Here is a 16,489-nt window from a genome sequence, read left to right on the forward strand (position 1 = left end):
TGGCGGGGCGTGTTGGTGATGCAGAGTGCTCTTGTGGCGAGGGGATTCATCCCCGCTGGGCTGCGCAGCAGTCCCAAACCAGTCACTGCGGAGTGTCAGGGTAATGCAATCAGATTCATTGGGGCTGCTGCGCAGCCCAGCGGGGATAAATCCCCTCGCCACAGAATCTCCTTGCCACAGAGAAATGCCCTTGCCACGGGGTCAGGCCGAGCGCCGCACCATGTCCACATGGGGAATCCCGGCTTCCAGGAATTCCTCGCTGACCACGGCAAAGCCCAGTCGCTCGTAGAACGGCGTGGCATGCACCTGGGCGCTGAGCATCTGTTGCTTGAGCCCGCGTTTCTCGGCCTCGGCGATCACGGCGTGCATCAGTGCGTCGCCGACCTTCAGGCCGCGCCAGTCCTTGAGGACCGAAACCCGGCCGATATGACCGTCGGTCAACAGGCGGGCGGTGCCGATGGGAAAGTCGCCTTCATAAGCCAGGAAATGCACCGCGCCCTGGTCGTCGGCGTCCCATTCCAGCTCAGGCGGGACGCACTGCTCGACAACGAACACGGTTTCACGAATGCGCCGGATCTCGGCGTTGTCCTTTTGCCAGTCTGCGACACGTACGTGAATTTTATTCATCGGCGAACCCCAGGCTGCCTTGCTTGACCAGCTCACAGATCAGCCCGCGACCGTCCTCATCGGCCAGCCATGGGCCGAGATTCTCGATGTGCAGGGCGTCGGCGGCGCAGATCATTTTCAGCAACTCGCGCAGCTTGCCCGGCAGGTAGCGGCTCTGGCCGCTGGCGAACAGCAGCAGGTCGTCATCGACTTCCGACCAGGCCAGGCGGGCGCTCGGGTTGCGAATGATCACTGCGCCTTGTTCCAGGCCGGCCAGCAGGTCTTCCTCTTCCAGCTCAGGGCCGACCACCAGTTCCGGGTAGCGCGGCTCGGTCATGAACTGGCCGAACCAGGTCAGCAGCAGGCGCTCGTCGCTCATGTGTTCGGCCAGCAGGCCCTTGAGGCGGTCGAGGGCGTCGTGCTGGATCTGGTGCGGATCGGCCACCGGGCGCGCGTCGGCGTCGGTGTAGCGTTCTTCGTCCGGCAGGAACTGGCTGAGGAAATCGGTGAAGTGGGTCAGCACTTCAGCGGCGCTCGGTGCACGGAAACCGACCGAGTAGGTCATACAGTCATCCACGGCCACGCCGCAGTGGGCCAGGCGCGGCGGCAGGTAGAGCATGTCGCCCGGTTCCAGGACCCACTCGTCGGTGGCCTCGAAGTCGGCAAGGATCCGCAGGTCGGCGTGCTGCAGCAGCGGGCTGTCGGAGTCGCACATCTGGCCGATCTTCCAGTTGCGCTTGCCGTGGCCTTGCAGCAGGAACACGTCGTAGTTATCGAAGTGCGGACCGACGCTGCCGCCTGGGGCGGCGAAGCTGATCATCACGTCGTCGATGCGCCAGCTCGGCAGGAAGCGGAAGTGCTCCAGCAGTTCGCTGACCTCCGGCACGAACTGATCGACGGCTTGCACCAGCAGCGTCCACTCGCGCTCCGGCAACTTGCTGAATTCGTCTTCGGCGAACGGGCCGCGACGCAATTCCCACGGACGCTCGCCATGCTCGATCACCAGGCGCGATTCGACTTCTTCTTCCAGGGCCAGGCCGGCCAGCTCGTCGGCGTCGATCGGGCTTTCGAAGTCAGGGATCGCCTGGCGGATCAGCAGCGGTTTTTTCTGCCAGTAGTCGCGCAGGAACTCCCGTGCCGTGATGCCGCCCAGGAGTTGCAGAGGAATATCAGGATTCATGTGTAACCTATTGAAAAAAAGTATTTTTCAGACGCGAATAAAAACGCCCGGCGCTCGGCCGGGCGTCTCAGGGCAAAGCGTGATCAGATGCGCTTGGCTTGCGCCGCCGCGTTGCCGATGTAGCTGGCCGGGGTCAGCTTCTTCAGTTCGGTCTTGGCGTCGACAGGCATGTCCAGGCCATCGATGAAAGTCTGCAACGCTTCAGGGCTGATGCCCTTGCCACGGGTCAGTTCTTTCAGCTTTTCGTAGGGGTTTTCGATGTTGTAGCGACGCATGACGGTCTGGATCGGCTCGGCGAGGACTTCCCAGCAGGCGTCCAGGTCGGCGGCAATCTTCTGCTCGTTCAGTTCCAGCTTGCTGATGCCCTTGAGGCTGGCTTCGTAGGCGATGACGCTGTGGGCAAAACCCACGCCCAGGTTGCGCAGCACGGTGGAGTCGGTCAGGTCGCGCTGCCAGCGGGAGATCGGCAGTTTGCTCGCCAGGTGCTGGAACAGCGCGTTGGCGATCCCCAGGTTGCCTTCGGAGTTTTCGAAGTCGATCGGGTTGACCTTGTGCGGCATGGTCGAGGAACCGATTTCGCCGGCAATGGTGCGTTGCTTGAAGTAACCCAGGGAGATGTAGCCCCAGATGTCACGGTCGAAGTCGATCAGGATGGTGTTGAAGCGCGCAATCGCGTCGAACAGCTCGGCGATGTAGTCGTGCGGCTCGATCTGGGTGGTGTACGGGTTGAAGCTCAGGCCCAGCTCGTCTTCGATGAAGGCGCGGGCGTTGGCTTCCCAGTCGATGTCCGGGTAGGCCGACAGGTGGGCGTTGTAGTTGCCCACCGCGCCGTTGATCTTGCCCAGCAGTGGCACGGCGGCGACCTGAGCGATCTGGCGCTCCAGGCGATACACCACGTTCGCCAGCTCTTTGCCCAGGGTGGTCGGCGAAGCCGGTTGACCGTGGGTGCGCGACAGCATTGGCACGTCGGCGAAGCGGATCGCCAGCTCGCGGATGGACTCGGCGACCTGGCGCATCAGCGGCAGCATCACGTCATCACGGCCTTCGCGCAGCATCAGGGCGTGGGACAGGTTGTTGATGTCCTCGCTGGTGCAGGCGAAGTGGATGAATTCGCTGACGTTGGCCAGTTCCGGCAGCTTGGCCGCCTGCTCCTTGAGCAGGTATTCGATGGCCTTGACGTCGTGGTTGGTGGTGCGCTCGATCTCTTTGACGCGCTCGGCGTGCTCCAGCGCAAAGTTGTCGGCCAGGGCGTTCAGCACCGCGTTGGCTTCGGCGGAAAACGCCGGGACTTCGCCGATGGCGGGGAGGGCGGCCAGGCGCTGGAGCCAGCGCACTTCAACCAGGACGCGGGCACGGATCAGGCCGTACTCGCTGAAAATCGGGCGCAGGGCCTGGGTTTTGCCGGCATAGCGGCCGTCAACAGGGGAAACCGCAGTGAGCGAAGAGAGCTGCATGGGGTGTTCTCGGACAGTCGGGCAACGAAATGGGGCGCGTATCATACATGAAAACAATCGCCGATCCGTCGCCAACTGACCGGCGTATTACGCGTAACGAAATACTATTTATTACCTGTGGCGAGGGAGCTTGCTCCCGCTGCGCTGCGTAGCAGGCCCTTTCTTGGGGACGCTTCACGCCCCAGCGGGAGCAAGCTCCCTCGCCACAACAGCAACGAGGGAGGCGACTTATTCGTTGTGCATCAATGGGTAAAGCTCTTTAAGCAATTTGCGCCGGCTGATCACCAGTTGCCAGCGGTGGCCGCCCAGTTGCCGCCACAGGCGGGCCGAGCGAATCCCGGCCAGCAACAGGGCGCGAATCTTCGAGGCGTTGCTCGGTTGCTGCAGGTTGCGCATGTCGCCGTGCACCTGGATACGCTGGCGCAGGGTGCTCAGGGTGTCCTGGTACAGCGCGCCGCAGGCGGCAACCACGTTTTCGTGGGACGGGCCGAAGTGTTCGACCTGGGACTGGATCTGCGGCAGGCGCTTGCCGATGGTTTCCAGCATGTCGTCACGCTTGGCGAGCTGGCGTTCCAGGCCGAGCATCGACAGGGCATAGCGCAGCGGCTCGCGTTGCAGGGCGCTGGGGTCGCGCTCCAGGGCGCCGATCAGTGCACGGTAGCCTTCGCGCAGGTTCAGGTCGTCGCCGCCGTAGACTTCGAGAGTGTCCTTGGGGTCGCGCACCAGCAGGCTGCCGAGCATGCAGGCGACGCCCGCTTCGGTGGCCTGACCGGTCTTGGCGATCCGGTCCACCAGCACCGCAGCCAGGAATACGCCGCCCAGTGCCGTCAATTGCTCCTGGATCGGGGTCATGCCTTGCTGCTCCACGGCTCTGCGACTTCGATCACGCCGCCGCCCAGGCAGATTTCGCCGTCGTAGAACACCACGGACTGCCCGGGTGTGACCGCTCGCTGCGGATCATCGAACGTGGCGCGGTAGCCCGTGGCGGTTTTTTCCAGAGTGCAAGGCTGGTCGCTCTGCCGGTAGCGGACCTTGGCCGTCAGCCGGCGCGGTTCGCTGAGGTCGATCGGGTTGACCCAATAGATCTCGGAGGCGAGCAGGGCGCGGGAGAACAGCCAGGGATGGTCGTTGCCCTGGCCGACGATCAGTTCATTGTGCTCCAGGTCCTTGACCAGCACGTACCACGGCTCTTCGCCAGCGTCTTTCAGCCCGCCGATGCCCAGGCCCTGGCGCTGGCCGATGGTGTGGTACATCAGGCCGTGGTGGCGACCGATGACTTCGCCCTCGGTGGTCTTGATCTCGCCTGGCTGGGCCGGCAGGTATTGCTTGAGGAAGTCGCTGAACCGGCGTTCGCCGATGAAGCAGATGCCGGTGGAGTCCTTTTTCTTCGCGGTTGCCAGGTCGTGCTTTTCGGCGATTGCCCGCACTTCAGGCTTTTCCAGTTCGCCCACCGGGAACAGCGTCTTGGCGATCTGCTCGCCGCCGACGGCATGCAGGAAGTAGCTCTGGTCCTTGTTCGGGTCAAGGCCCTTGAGCAGCTCGGTGCGACCGTCGATGTCGCGGCGGCGCACGTAGTGACCGGTGGCGATCAGGTCGGCGCCGAGCATCATCGCGTAGTCGAGGAACGCCTTGAACTTGATCTCGCGGTTGCAGAGGATGTCCGGGTTCGGCGTGCGGCCGGCCTTGTATTCGGCCAGGAAGTGCTCGAACACGTTGTCCCAGTACTCGGCGGCGAAGTTGGCGGTGTGCAGCTTGATGCCGATCTTGTCGCACACGGCCTGGGCGTCCGCGAGGTCGTCCATGGCGGTGCAGTATTCGGTTCCGTCGTCTTCTTCCCAGTTCTTCATGAACAGGCCTTCCACCTCATAACCCTGCTCGATCAGCAGAAGGGCGGAAACGGAAGAGTCCACGCCGCCGGACATGCCGACAATGACGCGCTTCTTTTGTGTGGCAGAAGGGGCTGGATCACGCATAGGAATTCAATGAGTGTCTTGAAAAAGGACGCGATTCTATCAGGCCCGGGCGCGCAAGGCTAAACAGAAGGACGGATCAGCGTCAGGTTGTGGCGATGGCCGGCCAGATAATCGTCGATGCAGCGGATGATCAGCTCGCTGCGCCAATGGTCGCGTTGTTCGAGCAGTTCGTCGCGGCTCAGCCACTTGGCGCCGAGGATGCCGTCGTCCAGTTGATAGTCGGGGTGGTGCTTGAGCGCCTTGGCGGCGAAACAGACCCGCTGGTAGGTCACGCCATTGCTTGGCGCGGTGTACAGATAGATGCCGACCACGCTGGTGGGCTCGACGTCCCAGCCGGTTTCCTCCAGGGTCTCGCGCACGGCGGCGTCGATCAGCGTTTCGTCCGGGTCCAGGTGCCCGGCGGGCTGGTTGAGCACTGCGCGCCCGCCCTTGGATTCTTCCACCATCAGGAAGCGGCCGTTGTCTTCGACGATGGTGGCGACGGTGATGTGGGGTTTCCAGTCCATGTAGCGTCCTCGATCTTTCAGTCTGGATGCGACCTCTGTGGGAGCGGGGCTTGCTCGCGAATACGGTGTGTCAGTCGACATGTCCGTTAGCTGATACACCGTTTTCGCGAGCAAGCCCGCTCCCACAGGGGATTACGGTGAATGCGGTAACTGCGACTTGCACCCGACAAAGGTGTGTGTCCAGAAACACAAACCCCGGCGCATGGCCGGGGTTTGTGGCGTTGCCTTGCAACCTTATACCAGCGCAGCAATCGCCGCGTTGAAGGTGTTGCTCGGGCGCATGGCCTTGCTGGTCAGTTCCGGATTGGCGAAGTAGTAGCCGCCGATGTCCACGGGTTTGCCTTGGACGGCGTTGAGCTCGGCAACGATTTTCTCTTCGTTGTCGGTCAGCGTCTTGGCCAGGGTAGTGAACTGCGCCTTGAGGGCTGCATCGTCGTTCTGTGCGGCCAGTGCCTGGGCCCAGAACAGGGTCAGGTAGAAGTGGCTGCCACGGTTGTCGATGCCGCCGACTTTGCGCGAAGGCGACTTGTTGCGGTCCAGGAACTCACCGGTGGCCTGGTCCAGGGTCTTGGACAGGACCAGAGCCTTCGGGTTGTCGTAGGTCACGCCCAGGTGTTCCAGGGATGCAGCCAGGGCCAGGAACTCGCCCAGCGAATCCCAGCGCAGGAAGTTCTCTTCCAGCAACTGTTGGACATGCTTGGGCGCCGAGCCGCCGGCGCCGGTTTCGAACAGGCCACCGCCGTTCATCAGCGGCACGATCGACAGCATCTTGGCGCTGGTGCCCAGTTCCATGATCGGGAACAGGTCGGTCAGGTAGTCGCGCAGCACGTTGCCGGTCACCGAGATGGTGTCCTTGCCTTCGCGGGTGCGGGCCAGGGTGAATTTCATCGCCTCGACCGGGGCCATGATGCGGATGTCCAGGCCGCTGGTGTCGTGGTCCTTCAGGTAAGCCTGGACCTTCTCGATCACCACGCCGTCATGGGCGCGCATCGGGTCCAGCCAGAAGATGGCCGGGGTGGCGCTGGCGCGGGCACGGTTGACGGCCAGCTTGACCCAATCCTGGATCGGCGCGTCCTTGGTCTGGCACATGCGGAAGATGTCGCCGGCTTCGACAGCCTGTTCCATCAGCAGGGCGCCCTTGCCGTCGGTGACGCGAACCACGCCGTCGGCCTTGATCTGGAAGGTCTTGTCGTGGGAACCGTACTCTTCGGCTTTCTTGGCCATCAGGCCGACGTTCGGCACGCTGCCCATGGTGGTCGGATCGAACGCACCGTTGGCCTTGCAGTCTTCGATTACCGCCTGGTAGATGGTGGCGTAGCAACGATCCGGGATCACGGCCTTGGTGTCGTGCAACTGGCCGTCTGTGCCCCACATCTTGCCGGAGTCACGGATCATGGCCGGCATCGAGGCGTCGACGATGACGTCGCTCGGCACGTGCAGGTTGGTGATGCCTTTGTCGGAGTTGACCATCGCCAGGGCTGGGCGCGCCGCGTAGACCGCCTGGATGTCGGCTTCGATCTGCGCCTGCTGCTCGGCCGGCAGGGCCTTGATGCGAGCGTACAGGTCGCCGATGCCGTTGTTCAGGTTGAAGCCGATCTGCGCCAGCACGTCGGCGTGCTTGGCCAGGGCGTCTTTATAGAACTCGGCGACGATCTGGCCGAACATGATCGGGTCGGAGACCTTCATCATGGTGGCCTTGAGGTGAACCGACAGCAGCACGCCTTGTTGCTTGGCGCTTTCGATTTCAGCGGCGATGAAGGCGCGCAGGGCGTTCTTGCTCATCACGGCGCAGTCGAGGATCTCGCCGGCCTGGACGCTGGTTTTTTCTTTCAGCACGGTGGTGGTGCCGTCCTGGGCCACCAGCTCGATTTTCACGGCGTCAGCGGCGTCGATCAGGACAGCTTTCTCGCTGCCGTAGAAATCGCCGGTGCTCATGTGGGCGACGTGGGACTTGGAGTCAGCGGCCCAGGCGCCCATTTTGTGCGGGTGCTTGCGAGCATAGTTCTTGACCGACAGCGGCGCGCGGCGGTCAGAGTTGCCTTCGCGCAGGACCGGGTTCACGGCGCTGCCCTTGACCTTGTCGTAACGGGCGCGAGCGTCTTTCTCGGCCTCGGTGGTCACGGTTTCCGGGTAGTCCGGCAGAGCGTAGCCCTGGGCCTGCAATTCCTTGATGGCGGCTTGCAGTTGCGGAACCGAGGCGCTGATGTTCGGCAGCTTGATGATGTTGGCTTCGGGCGTAACGGCCAGGTCGCCCAGTTCGGCGAGGTGGTCGGCTACGGCTTTGTCACCCAGTTGCTCGGGGAAGCTGGCCAGGATCCGCCCTGCGAGGGAGATATCGCGGGTTTCCACGGCGATATCGGCCGAAGCGGTAAAGGCTTCGATGATCGGCAACAGGGAATAGGTGGCGAGGGCAGGCGCTTCGTCGGTGAAGGTATAGATGATCTTCGAGCGGGTGGGCATATTCGGATTAACTCTCTTCTTTGCTAAAGCATGCGCAGAAACTCGAGGGGCGCCGGGTAAGCGCGTTCGTTCAAAGTCATCCGTGAGCCGAATGTCGAGGTTTCTTCGCGGTGATGTTGGGTTGCATCAGTCGAGCGTCAAGCGGTCGGGCCGCGGTAACGGACCGGCTTTCATTGGCGGAAAGTCTTGTCGTAGAGCAGTCAGCCGGCGTGACCCTGTGGTCAGCGGCGGCATTATACATAGGTAGCTGGCAATCTGCCGATGGTTCATAGACGTTCGTAGTCGTCCATTGGTCTAAACGTCGCACTCCCGAGGGGGTGGGCTATGCTCATGTTTGGCACTTTTCCCTTGGTTTTCAGGCTTGTACGCGGCCAACTGCATCTCTTTGGTCGTGATGGGCCGAACGTAGGGTTTGCGTGCCGATTCAACTGGGGTACGCTCGAACGCAGCCAGATGTTCAATCCAAGCAATGGAGTTCAGCATGGGGTATCAAAAGATTCAGGTTCCAGCCGTCGGTGAAAAAATCACCGTCAATGCAGACCATTCTCTTAATGTTCCCGATAACCCGATCATCCCCTTCATCGAAGGCGACGGGATTGGCGTTGATATCAGCCCGGTGATGATCGAGGTGGTGGACGCTGCGGTGCAGAAAGCCTACGCAGGCAAGCGCAAGATTTCCTGGATGGAAGTCTACGCCGGCGAGAAAGCGACCCAGGTCTACGACCAGGACACTTGGCTGCCCCAGGAAACACTGGACGCGGTCAAGGATTACGTGGTGTCCATCAAGGGCCCGCTGACCACTCCGGTCGGTGGCGGCATTCGCTCGCTGAACGTGGCCCTGCGCCAGCAACTGGACCTCTACGTGTGCCTGCGTCCGGTGCGCTGGTTCGAAGGCGTGCCGAGCCCGGTCAAGAAACCTGGCGACGTGGACATGACGATCTTCCGCGAGAACTCCGAGGACATCTACGCGGGCATCGAGTGGAAAGCCGGTTCGGCCGAAGCCACTAAGGTCATCAAGTTCCTGAAAGAAGAAATGGGCGTGACCAAGATCCGTTTCGACGAGGATTGCGGCATCGGCGTCAAGCCGGTTTCCAAGCAGGGCACCCAGCGCCTGGCGCGCAAGGCCTTGCAATACGTGGTCGACAATGATCGCGATTCGCTGACCATCGTGCATAAAGGCAACATCATGAAGTTCACCGAAGGTGCCTTCAAGGAGTGGGCCTACGAAGTGGCGGCCGAGGAGTTTGGCGCGACCCTGCTCGACGGCGGTCCATGGATGCAGTTCAAGAACCCGAAGACCGGCAAGAATGTCGTGGTCAAGGACGCCATCGCCGATGCGATGCTCCAGCAGATCCTGCTGCGCCCGGCCGAATATGACGTGATTGCGACCCTGAACCTCAACGGCGACTACCTTTCCGATGCCCTGGCGGCGGAAGTGGGGGGTATCGGCATTGCGCCGGGTGCCAACCTGTCCGACACCGTGGCGATGTTCGAAGCGACCCACGGCACTGCGCCCAAGTACGCGGGCAAGGACCAGGTCAACCCAGGGTCGTTGATCCTGTCGGCTGAAATGATGCTGCGTCACATGGGCTGGACCGAAGCGGCCGACCTGATCATCAAGGGCACCAACGGTGCGATTTCGGCCAAGACCGTGACCTATGACTTCGAACGCTTGATGGAGGGCGCCACGCTGGTGTCATCGTCGGGCTTCGGCAAGGCATTGATCGAGCACATGTAAGCGGGATCAGCGCGCATCACAAATGCCCGGTTCGAGTGATCGAACCGGGCATTTTTCGTGGGCCGGGCGGCGACCGCCGGTCAATGGGTCTCGGTGACCCTGGCGATGACCGGGACAGGTGCTTCTTCGACTTTGACCGGCTCTATGTTGACGGCGTGCAGGCCCTTGGGGCCCTGGATAACCTGGAACGTCACAGGTTGCCCGGCTTTCAAGGTCTTGTAGCCATCCATCTGGATGGCCGAGAAGTGGGCGAAAAGGTCTTCATCGGGCATTCCGGCTGCGATGATGAAGCCGAAGCCCTTGGCATTGTTGAACCATTTCACCTTGCCACTCATTTTGACGACCGACATAAACCATATCCCTCTGCAACGCACTCCATCACTGGAGTATCATCCAGTCCATCCGCAGGCTAATCTTGAAACAGGATAGATTCCACGGACCTTTTTAACCCACGATGGGCTCTATTGGTTGTAACACCGTTTTGCCGATAGTCAAGGTGGCCGGGTGGTCGTGGTTGAAATCACCCATAAGCGCCCCCATCACTGTATTCGCCAACTAAACGAACCTTTCTTTCCATGCATGCAGTCAGCCAGATTCGACTAACATTCAATCAGGATCGCCCGGATCTACACGACGACGATTCCGCCGGCCTTGCTGTTCAGGAAGCGAAGCCAGCATTACAGGCGCCACCGATGTACAAGGTGGTTTTGTTCAACGATGACTACACACCGATGGATTTCGTCGTCGAAGTGCTCGAGGTGTTTTTTAACCTGAATCGCGAGCTGGCGACCAAGGTCATGCTGGCCGTTCATACAGAGGGACGGGCAGTGTGTGGAGTGTTTACCCGCGACATCGCCGAGACAAAGGCCATGCAGGTCAACCAGTACGCCCGGGAAAGCCAGCATCCGCTACTCTGTGAAATCGAGAAGGACGGTTAACGCCGACCACTTGGGTATGAGGTGAAGCCATGTTAAACCGCGAGCTCGAAGTCACCCTCAATCTTGCCTTCAAGGAGGCTCGTTCGAAGCGTCATGAATTCATGACCGTCGAACACCTGCTGCTGGCCTTACTGGATAACGAGGCTGCCGCCACCGTTTTGCGTGCCTGCGGCGCAAACCTCGATAAGCTCAAGCACGACCTGCAGGAGTTCATCGACTCCACCACGCCATTGATCCCCGTGCATGACGAGGATCGGGAAACCCAGCCAACCCTGGGCTTCCAGCGTGTCCTGCAACGTGCTGTCTTTCATGTACAGAGCTCGGGCAAACGCGAAGTCACCGGCGCCAACGTGCTGGTTGCGATCTTCAGTGAACAGGAGAGCCAGGCGGTTTTCCTGCTCAAGCAGCAGAGCGTTGCGCGTATCGATGTCGTCAACTACATCGCCCATGGCATTTCCAAGGTGCCGGGGCATGGCGATCATTCCGAGGGTGAGCAGGAGATGCAGGACGACGAGGGTGGTGAGTCTTCTTCTTCAGGCAACCCTCTGGATGCCTATGCCAGCAATCTGAATGAACTGGCGCGCCAGGGCCGCATCGACCCGCTCGTCGGGCGCGAGGCGGAAGTCGAGCGTGTCGCGCAGATCCTGGCCCGGCGCCGCAAGAACAACCCGTTGCTGGTGGGCGAGGCAGGCGTGGGCAAGACCGCGATTGCCGAAGGCCTGGCCAAGCGCATCGTCGACAACCAGGTGCCGGACCTGCTGGCCAACAGCGTGGTGTATTCCCTTGACCTGGGTGCCTTGCTGGCCGGTACCAAGTACCGCGGTGACTTCGAGAAGCGCTTCAAGGCGTTGCTCGGCGAACTGAAGAAACGCCCGCAGGCGATCCTGTTCATCGACGAAATCCACACCATTATCGGTGCCGGGGCTGCGTCGGGCGGGGTCATGGATGCCTCGAACCTGCTCAAGCCGCTGCTTTCGTCGGGTGATATCCGCTGCATTGGCTCGACCACGTTCCAGGAGTTTCGTGGGATCTTCGAGAAAGACCGCGCCCTGGCACGGCGCTTCCAGAAAGTCGACGTGTCGGAGCCTTCGGTGGAAGACACCATTGGCATCCTGCGCGGCCTGAAGGGGCGTTTCGAGCTGCACCACAACATCGAATACAGCGATGAAGCCCTGCGCGCCGCGGCTGAACTGGCCTCGCGCTACATCAATGACCGGCATATGCCGGACAAGGCCATCGACGTGATCGACGAGGCAGGTGCCTATCAGCGCCTGCAACCGCTGGAAAATCGGGTCAAGCGCATCGAGGTGCCGCAGGTCGAGGACATCGTGGCGAAAATCGCCCGGATTCCGCCCAAGCACGTCACCAGTTCCGACAAGGAGCTGCTGCGTAACCTGGAGCGTGACCTGAAGCTGACGGTATTTGGCCAGGATGCGGCCATCGATTCGCTGTCGACCGCCATCAAGCTGTCTCGCGCCGGTCTGAAGTCGCCGGACAAGCCAGTGGGGTCTTTCCTGTTCGCAGGTCCTACCGGTGTCGGCAAGACCGAGGCGGCCCGGCAACTGGCGAAGGCGATGGGAATCGAGCTGGTTCGCTTCGACATGTCCGAGTACATGGAGCGGCACACCGTGTCGCGCCTGATCGGGGCGCCTCCGGGCTATGTCGGTTTCGACCAGGGTGGTCTGTTGACCGAGGCGATTACCAAGCAACCCCACTGTGTGTTGCTGCTCGATGAAATCGAGAAGGCGCATCCGGAAGTCTTCAACCTGCTGCTGCAGGTCATGGACCACGGTACGCTGACCGATAACAACGGGCGCAAGGCGGACTTCCGCAACGTGATCCTCATCATGACCACCAACGCCGGTGCCGAAACCGCTGCTCGCGCTTCGATCGGCTTCACCCATCAGGACCACTCGTCCGATGCGATGGAAGTGATCAAGAAGAGCTTCACGCCTGAATTCCGCAATCGCCTGGACACCATTATCCAGTTTGGTCGCCTCAGTCATGAGGTCATCAAAAGCGTGGTGGACAAGTTCCTTACCGAACTCCAGGCGCAGCTCGAAGACAAGCGTGTGTTGCTGGAAGTCACCGATGCGGCTCGCAGCTGGCTGGCCGAGGGTGGCTACGATGTGACGATGGGGGCACGGCCGATGGCTCGCCTGATCCAGGACAAGATCAAGCGTCCGCTGGCCGAGGAAATCCTCTTTGGCGAACTGGCCGAGCATGGCGGTGTGGTCCATATCGACATCAAGGACGGCGAACTGACCTTCGACTTCGAAACCACGGCCGAAATGGCCTGATCGCGACGGGTAACAAGCAAAAGGCGCCGAAAGGCGCCTTTTTGCTGTCTTCAGGAAGCACACTGAACCCCTGTGGGAGCGGGCTTGCTCGCGAATGCGTTTTTACATTCAACATCTATACAAGCTGACCTGCCGCTATCGCGAGCAAGCCCGCTCCCACAGTTTGTCTTCGGCAAGGCACAAGATTGAGTCTCACCGCCAATTCCTTGTGGGAGCCGAGCTTGCTCGCGATGGCGGCGGTCCATTTGGCACTTATGCAAACTGACCCACCGCTATCGCGAGCAAGCTTGGCTCTCACAAACAAAAACGCCCGGTGTTAGCCGGGCGTCTTGTATTGACTTGTTAGCGAGCGCGGTAAGTGATGCGCCCTTTGCTCAAGTCATAGGGCGTCAGCTCGACGCGCACTTTGTCACCGGTAAGAATACGAATGTAGTTCTTGCGCATCTTGCCGGAGATATGCGCGGTTACGACGTGCCCATTTTCCAACTCCACACGAAACATGGTGTTGGGCAGGGTGTCGACGACAGTGCCTTCCATTTCGAAGCTGTCTTCTTTCGACATGCAGTAAAGCCCTCGGTATCCAGTGAATGGCCCGGTGCAACTGCGCCAGGCAAAAGCGGCGTGCATTGTGCCCGAAAAAGAGGGTTCAAGCCAAGGGGTTCTAGTTAAGGACAACCCACCGCTGGTTAATCAGCAGCTCAATGGGCCGATATTGCGTCTTGTAGTTCATTTTTTTGCAGTTCTTGATCCAGTAGCCCAGGTATACCGCTTCGAGCCCCAGGCGCAGGCATTCGTTGATCTGCCACAGGATGGCATAGCGTCCCAGGCTGCGCCGTTCTTCATCCGGCTCATAGAAGGTGTACACCGCTGAAAGTCCATTGGGCAGCAGGTCAGTGACGGCGATGGCCACCAGTCTCCCGTCGAGACGGAATTCATAAAAGCGGGAAAACGGCAGGTCGCGCACCAGGAAGGTCGAGAATTGATCGCGACTGGGCGGGTACATGTCGCCGTCGGCGTGGCGCTGCTCAATGTAGCGCTGGTACAGGTTGAAGTATTCCTCGCTGAACTGCGGCTTGGCTGGCCGGACCTGCAGGTCGGCGTTGCGCTTGAAAATACGCTTCTGCTGGCGATTGGGGGTAAAGCGAGTCACAGGGATTCGCGCTGGGACGCACGCGTTGCAGTTTTGGCAATGGGGCCGGTAGAGGTGATCGCCACTGCGGCGAAAGCCCATCTCCGACAGGTCTGCATAGACATGCACATCCATGGGCTGGCTAGGGTCGAGGAACAGCGTCGTGGCCTGCTCTTCGGGCAGGTAACTGCAAGAGTGGGGTTGAGTGGCATAGAACTTCAAGCGCGCCAACTCGGTCATGATCAACCCTCGGGATAAGCTTTCGGTTAAGTGTAAGCCACGAGCGCCAATGTCGCTCAGCAAACCCAGGTTGCGTGGTTGGGCTGGTCCAGGTGCGCCCGGAGATAGCCGGCAAACGCGGCCCGTGGAATCGAGCGGGCGCCGAGGCTATGCAGGTGTTCGGTGGGCATCTGGCAGTCGATCAGCACGAAACCGGCCGTCTTGAGGTGTTGGACCAGGGCGGCGAAGCCGAATTTCGAGGCATTGTCGGCCCGGCTGAACATGGATTCGCCAAAGAACAGCTGTCCCATCGCCAGGCCATACAGGCCACCCACTAATAGACCTTGGTCCCAGACTTCCACCGAATGGGCGAAGCCGCGCCGGTGCAGTTCCAGATAAGCGGTCTGCATGGCCTCGGTGATCCAGGTGCCGTCGGCGTACTCCCGTGGTGCGGCGCAGGCCTGGATGACCGCAGCGAAGTCCTGGTCGAACGTCACTTGGTAGCGTTGCTTGCGCAACAGTTTGCCCAGGCTGCGGGAAACATGCAGCTCGTCGGGAAACAACACGGTACGAGGGTCCGGCGACCACCACAGGATCGGCTGGCCCTCGGAAAACCAGGGGAAGCAGCCATGACGATAAGCCTGGATCAGCCGGTCGGCGGACAAGTCGCCACCGGCGGCCAGCAACCCGTTGGGGTCGCGCATGGCTTTTTCCAGTGGAGGGAAATCAAGGGAGTTGCGTTGTAACCAGGTCAGCATTGTTATCCGCACTAGCAGAAGGGGAGGGCGGGTTCGAGCACAGATGTACTGTGGCGAGGGGATTTATCCCCGCTGGGCTGCGAAGCAGCCCTAAAACCAGACAACCCGGTGGGTCAGACAGATTGAGTCGACTGCTGGGGCTGCTGTGCAGCCCAGCGGGGATAAATCCCCTCGCCACAAGGTTAACCGTCAAACGGTCGGAATGTCATCGAGATACTTTTCCGCATCGAGAGCCGCCATGCAACCGGCCCCGGCGGAGGTAATTGCCTGGCGATACACGTGGTCGGCGACATCGCCGGCGGCGAACACGCCTTCGATATCGGTTGCGGTGGCATTGCCCTCGCTGCCGCCGCGTACCAGCAGGTAGCCGTCGCGCATGTTCAACTGGCCCTGAAACAGCTCAGTGTTGGGTTTATGCCCGATGGCGATGAACACGCCGGCCAGGGACAGTGTGCTGGTTTCGCCGGTCTCGCTGTGGCGCAGGCGGGCACCGGTCACGCCACTGGCATCGCCCAGTACTTCGTCCAGGTTCTGGTTCCAGTGCAGCTTTATATTGCCGTTGGCGGCTTTCTCGAAGAGTTTGTCCTGCAATATCTTCTCTGAGCGCAGCTTGTCGCGACGGTGGATCAGGTGGACTTCCCTGGCGATGTTCGACAGATACAAGGCTTCCTCGACCGCCGTATTGCCGCCACCAACCACCGCCACCACTTGGTTACGATAGAAAAATCCATCGCAAGTCGCGCAGGCGGAAACCCCTTTGCCGGCAAAACTGTCTTCCGATGGCAGCCCCAGGTACTGGGCTGAAGCGCCGGTGGCGATGATCAGTGCATCACAGGTGTAGGTGCCGCTGTCGCCGATCAACTCGAAAGGGCGCTGTTGCAACTTGGCGGTGTGAATATGGTCGTAGACGATCTGCGTGTCGAAGCGCTCGGCGTGCCGCTGCATGCGCTCCATCAGGACCGGGCCAGTCAGGCCTTCGACATCGCCGGGCCAGTTATCGACTTCCACCGTCGTGGTGAGCTGGCCACCGGCCTGCAGGCCAGTGATGACAACGGGTTTGAGATTGGCGCGGGCAGCATAGACCGCCGCGCTGTACCCCGCAGGGCCGGAACCGAGAATGATCAGGCGTGAATGCTTCACTTCGCTCATAAAAACACCTCATAAGCCTTTGTCACAAAAGACAATGCATGCTCCAATTGGCGCTTGTGCACCCTGTTCCCGGCTATGC

The 16,489-nt window shown here is 60.9% G+C and carries 15 protein-coding genes; 3 read left to right on the plus strand and 12 right to left on the minus strand.

Translation table 11 applies throughout. The features are described from left to right. Positions 1-201 precede the first annotated feature (201 nt). The 7 genes from RGM2987_RS21505 to RGM2987_RS21535 form a co-directional block, all read right to left on the minus strand. A complete protein-coding gene (locus RGM2987_RS21505; RefSeq protein WP_245144835.1) occupies positions 202-627 on the minus strand; it encodes a GNAT family N-acetyltransferase in 426 nt (141 codons plus the stop codon). Continuing rightward, the gene (locus tag RGM2987_RS21510) at positions 620-1,786 is read right to left on the minus strand and encodes a cupin domain-containing protein (RefSeq protein WP_245144836.1); all 1,167 of its coding nucleotides are present in this window, start codon (positions 1,784-1,786) and stop codon (positions 620-622) included. The genes RGM2987_RS21505 and RGM2987_RS21510 overlap by 8 nt, the downstream gene beginning before the upstream one ends. Positions 1,787-1,869: 83 nt before the next feature. Beyond that, a complete protein-coding gene (gene purB / locus RGM2987_RS21515; RefSeq protein ID WP_245144837.1) occupies positions 1,870-3,240 on the minus strand; it encodes an adenylosuccinate lyase in 1,371 nt (456 codons plus the stop codon). 228 nt (positions 3,241-3,468) lie between these two features. Further along, positions 3,469-4,092 carry a high frequency lysogenization protein HflD gene (hflD, locus tag RGM2987_RS21520; RefSeq protein ID WP_245144838.1) on the minus strand — a complete coding sequence of 208 codons (624 nt, stop codon included), beginning with the start codon at positions 4,090-4,092 and terminating at the stop codon, positions 3,469-3,471. Next, entirely contained in the window at positions 4,089-5,213 is a 1,125-nt protein-coding gene (mnmA, locus tag RGM2987_RS21525) for a tRNA 2-thiouridine(34) synthase MnmA (protein ID WP_245144839.1), read from the minus strand. Before mnmA ends, hflD begins: the two co-directional genes overlap by 4 nt. Positions 5,214-5,272: 59 nt before the next feature. Beyond that, a complete protein-coding gene (locus tag RGM2987_RS21530; protein ID WP_245144840.1) occupies positions 5,273-5,719 on the minus strand; it encodes an NUDIX hydrolase in 447 nt (148 codons plus the stop codon). Positions 5,720-5,953: 234 nt separating this feature from the next. Next, complete coding sequence (locus tag RGM2987_RS21535; RefSeq protein WP_245144841.1) at positions 5,954-8,179, minus strand: NADP-dependent isocitrate dehydrogenase; 2,226 nt, start codon at positions 8,177-8,179, stop codon at positions 5,954-5,956. A gap of 481 nt (positions 8,180-8,660) precedes the next feature. Between RGM2987_RS21535 and icd the strand changes: the two genes are divergently transcribed. Further along, the gene (icd, locus tag RGM2987_RS21540) at positions 8,661-9,917 is read left to right on the plus strand and encodes an NADP-dependent isocitrate dehydrogenase (protein ID WP_245144842.1); all 1,257 of its coding nucleotides are present in this window, start codon (positions 8,661-8,663) and stop codon (positions 9,915-9,917) included. Positions 9,918-9,997: 80 nt separating this feature from the next. Here the strand turns inward: icd and cspD are convergent, their stop codons facing one another. Beyond that, positions 9,998-10,252, minus strand: coding sequence for a cold shock domain-containing protein CspD (gene cspD / locus RGM2987_RS21545; protein WP_245144894.1), 255 nt, complete (start codon positions 10,250-10,252; stop codon positions 9,998-10,000). A gap of 240 nt (positions 10,253-10,492) precedes the next feature. Here cspD and clpS point away from each other — a divergent pair, with 240 nt between their 5' ends. Together clpS and clpA are read left to right on the plus strand one after the other, a co-directional pair. After that, a complete protein-coding gene (gene clpS, locus RGM2987_RS21550; protein ID WP_245144843.1) occupies positions 10,493-10,855 on the plus strand; it encodes an ATP-dependent Clp protease adapter ClpS in 363 nt (120 codons plus the stop codon). Positions 10,856-10,884: 29 nt separating this feature from the next. Beyond that, positions 10,885-13,155, plus strand: a complete 2,271-nt coding sequence (gene clpA / locus RGM2987_RS21555; RefSeq protein ID WP_245144844.1) for an ATP-dependent Clp protease ATP-binding subunit ClpA — start codon at positions 10,885-10,887, stop codon at positions 13,153-13,155. A 342-nt stretch (positions 13,156-13,497) separates the two neighbouring features. Here clpA and infA read toward each other — a convergent pair whose 3' ends face one another. The 4 genes from infA to trxB form a co-directional block, all read right to left on the minus strand. Further along, entirely contained in the window at positions 13,498-13,716 is a 219-nt protein-coding gene (gene infA, locus RGM2987_RS21560) for a translation initiation factor IF-1 (protein ID WP_002553999.1), read from the minus strand. 100 nt (positions 13,717-13,816) lie between these two features. Beyond that, positions 13,817-14,524 carry an arginyltransferase gene (locus RGM2987_RS21565; RefSeq protein WP_245144845.1) on the minus strand — a complete coding sequence of 236 codons (708 nt, stop codon included), beginning with the start codon at positions 14,522-14,524 and terminating at the stop codon, positions 13,817-13,819. A gap of 56 nt (positions 14,525-14,580) precedes the next feature. Beyond that, positions 14,581-15,261: a leucyl/phenylalanyl-tRNA--protein transferase gene (aat, locus tag RGM2987_RS21570; RefSeq protein ID WP_245144846.1), complete on the minus strand. Its 681-nt coding sequence runs from the start codon at positions 15,259-15,261 to the stop codon at positions 14,581-14,583. A gap of 189 nt (positions 15,262-15,450) precedes the next feature. Next, positions 15,451-16,410, minus strand: a complete 960-nt coding sequence (gene trxB / locus RGM2987_RS21575; RefSeq protein ID WP_245144847.1) for a thioredoxin-disulfide reductase — start codon at positions 16,408-16,410, stop codon at positions 15,451-15,453. Positions 16,411-16,489 lie beyond the last annotated feature (79 nt).

The organism is Pseudomonas sp. RGM2987, from assembly GCF_022952855.1.
In the GTDB taxonomy this organism is placed as follows: domain Bacteria; phylum Pseudomonadota; class Gammaproteobacteria; order Pseudomonadales; family Pseudomonadaceae; genus Aquipseudomonas.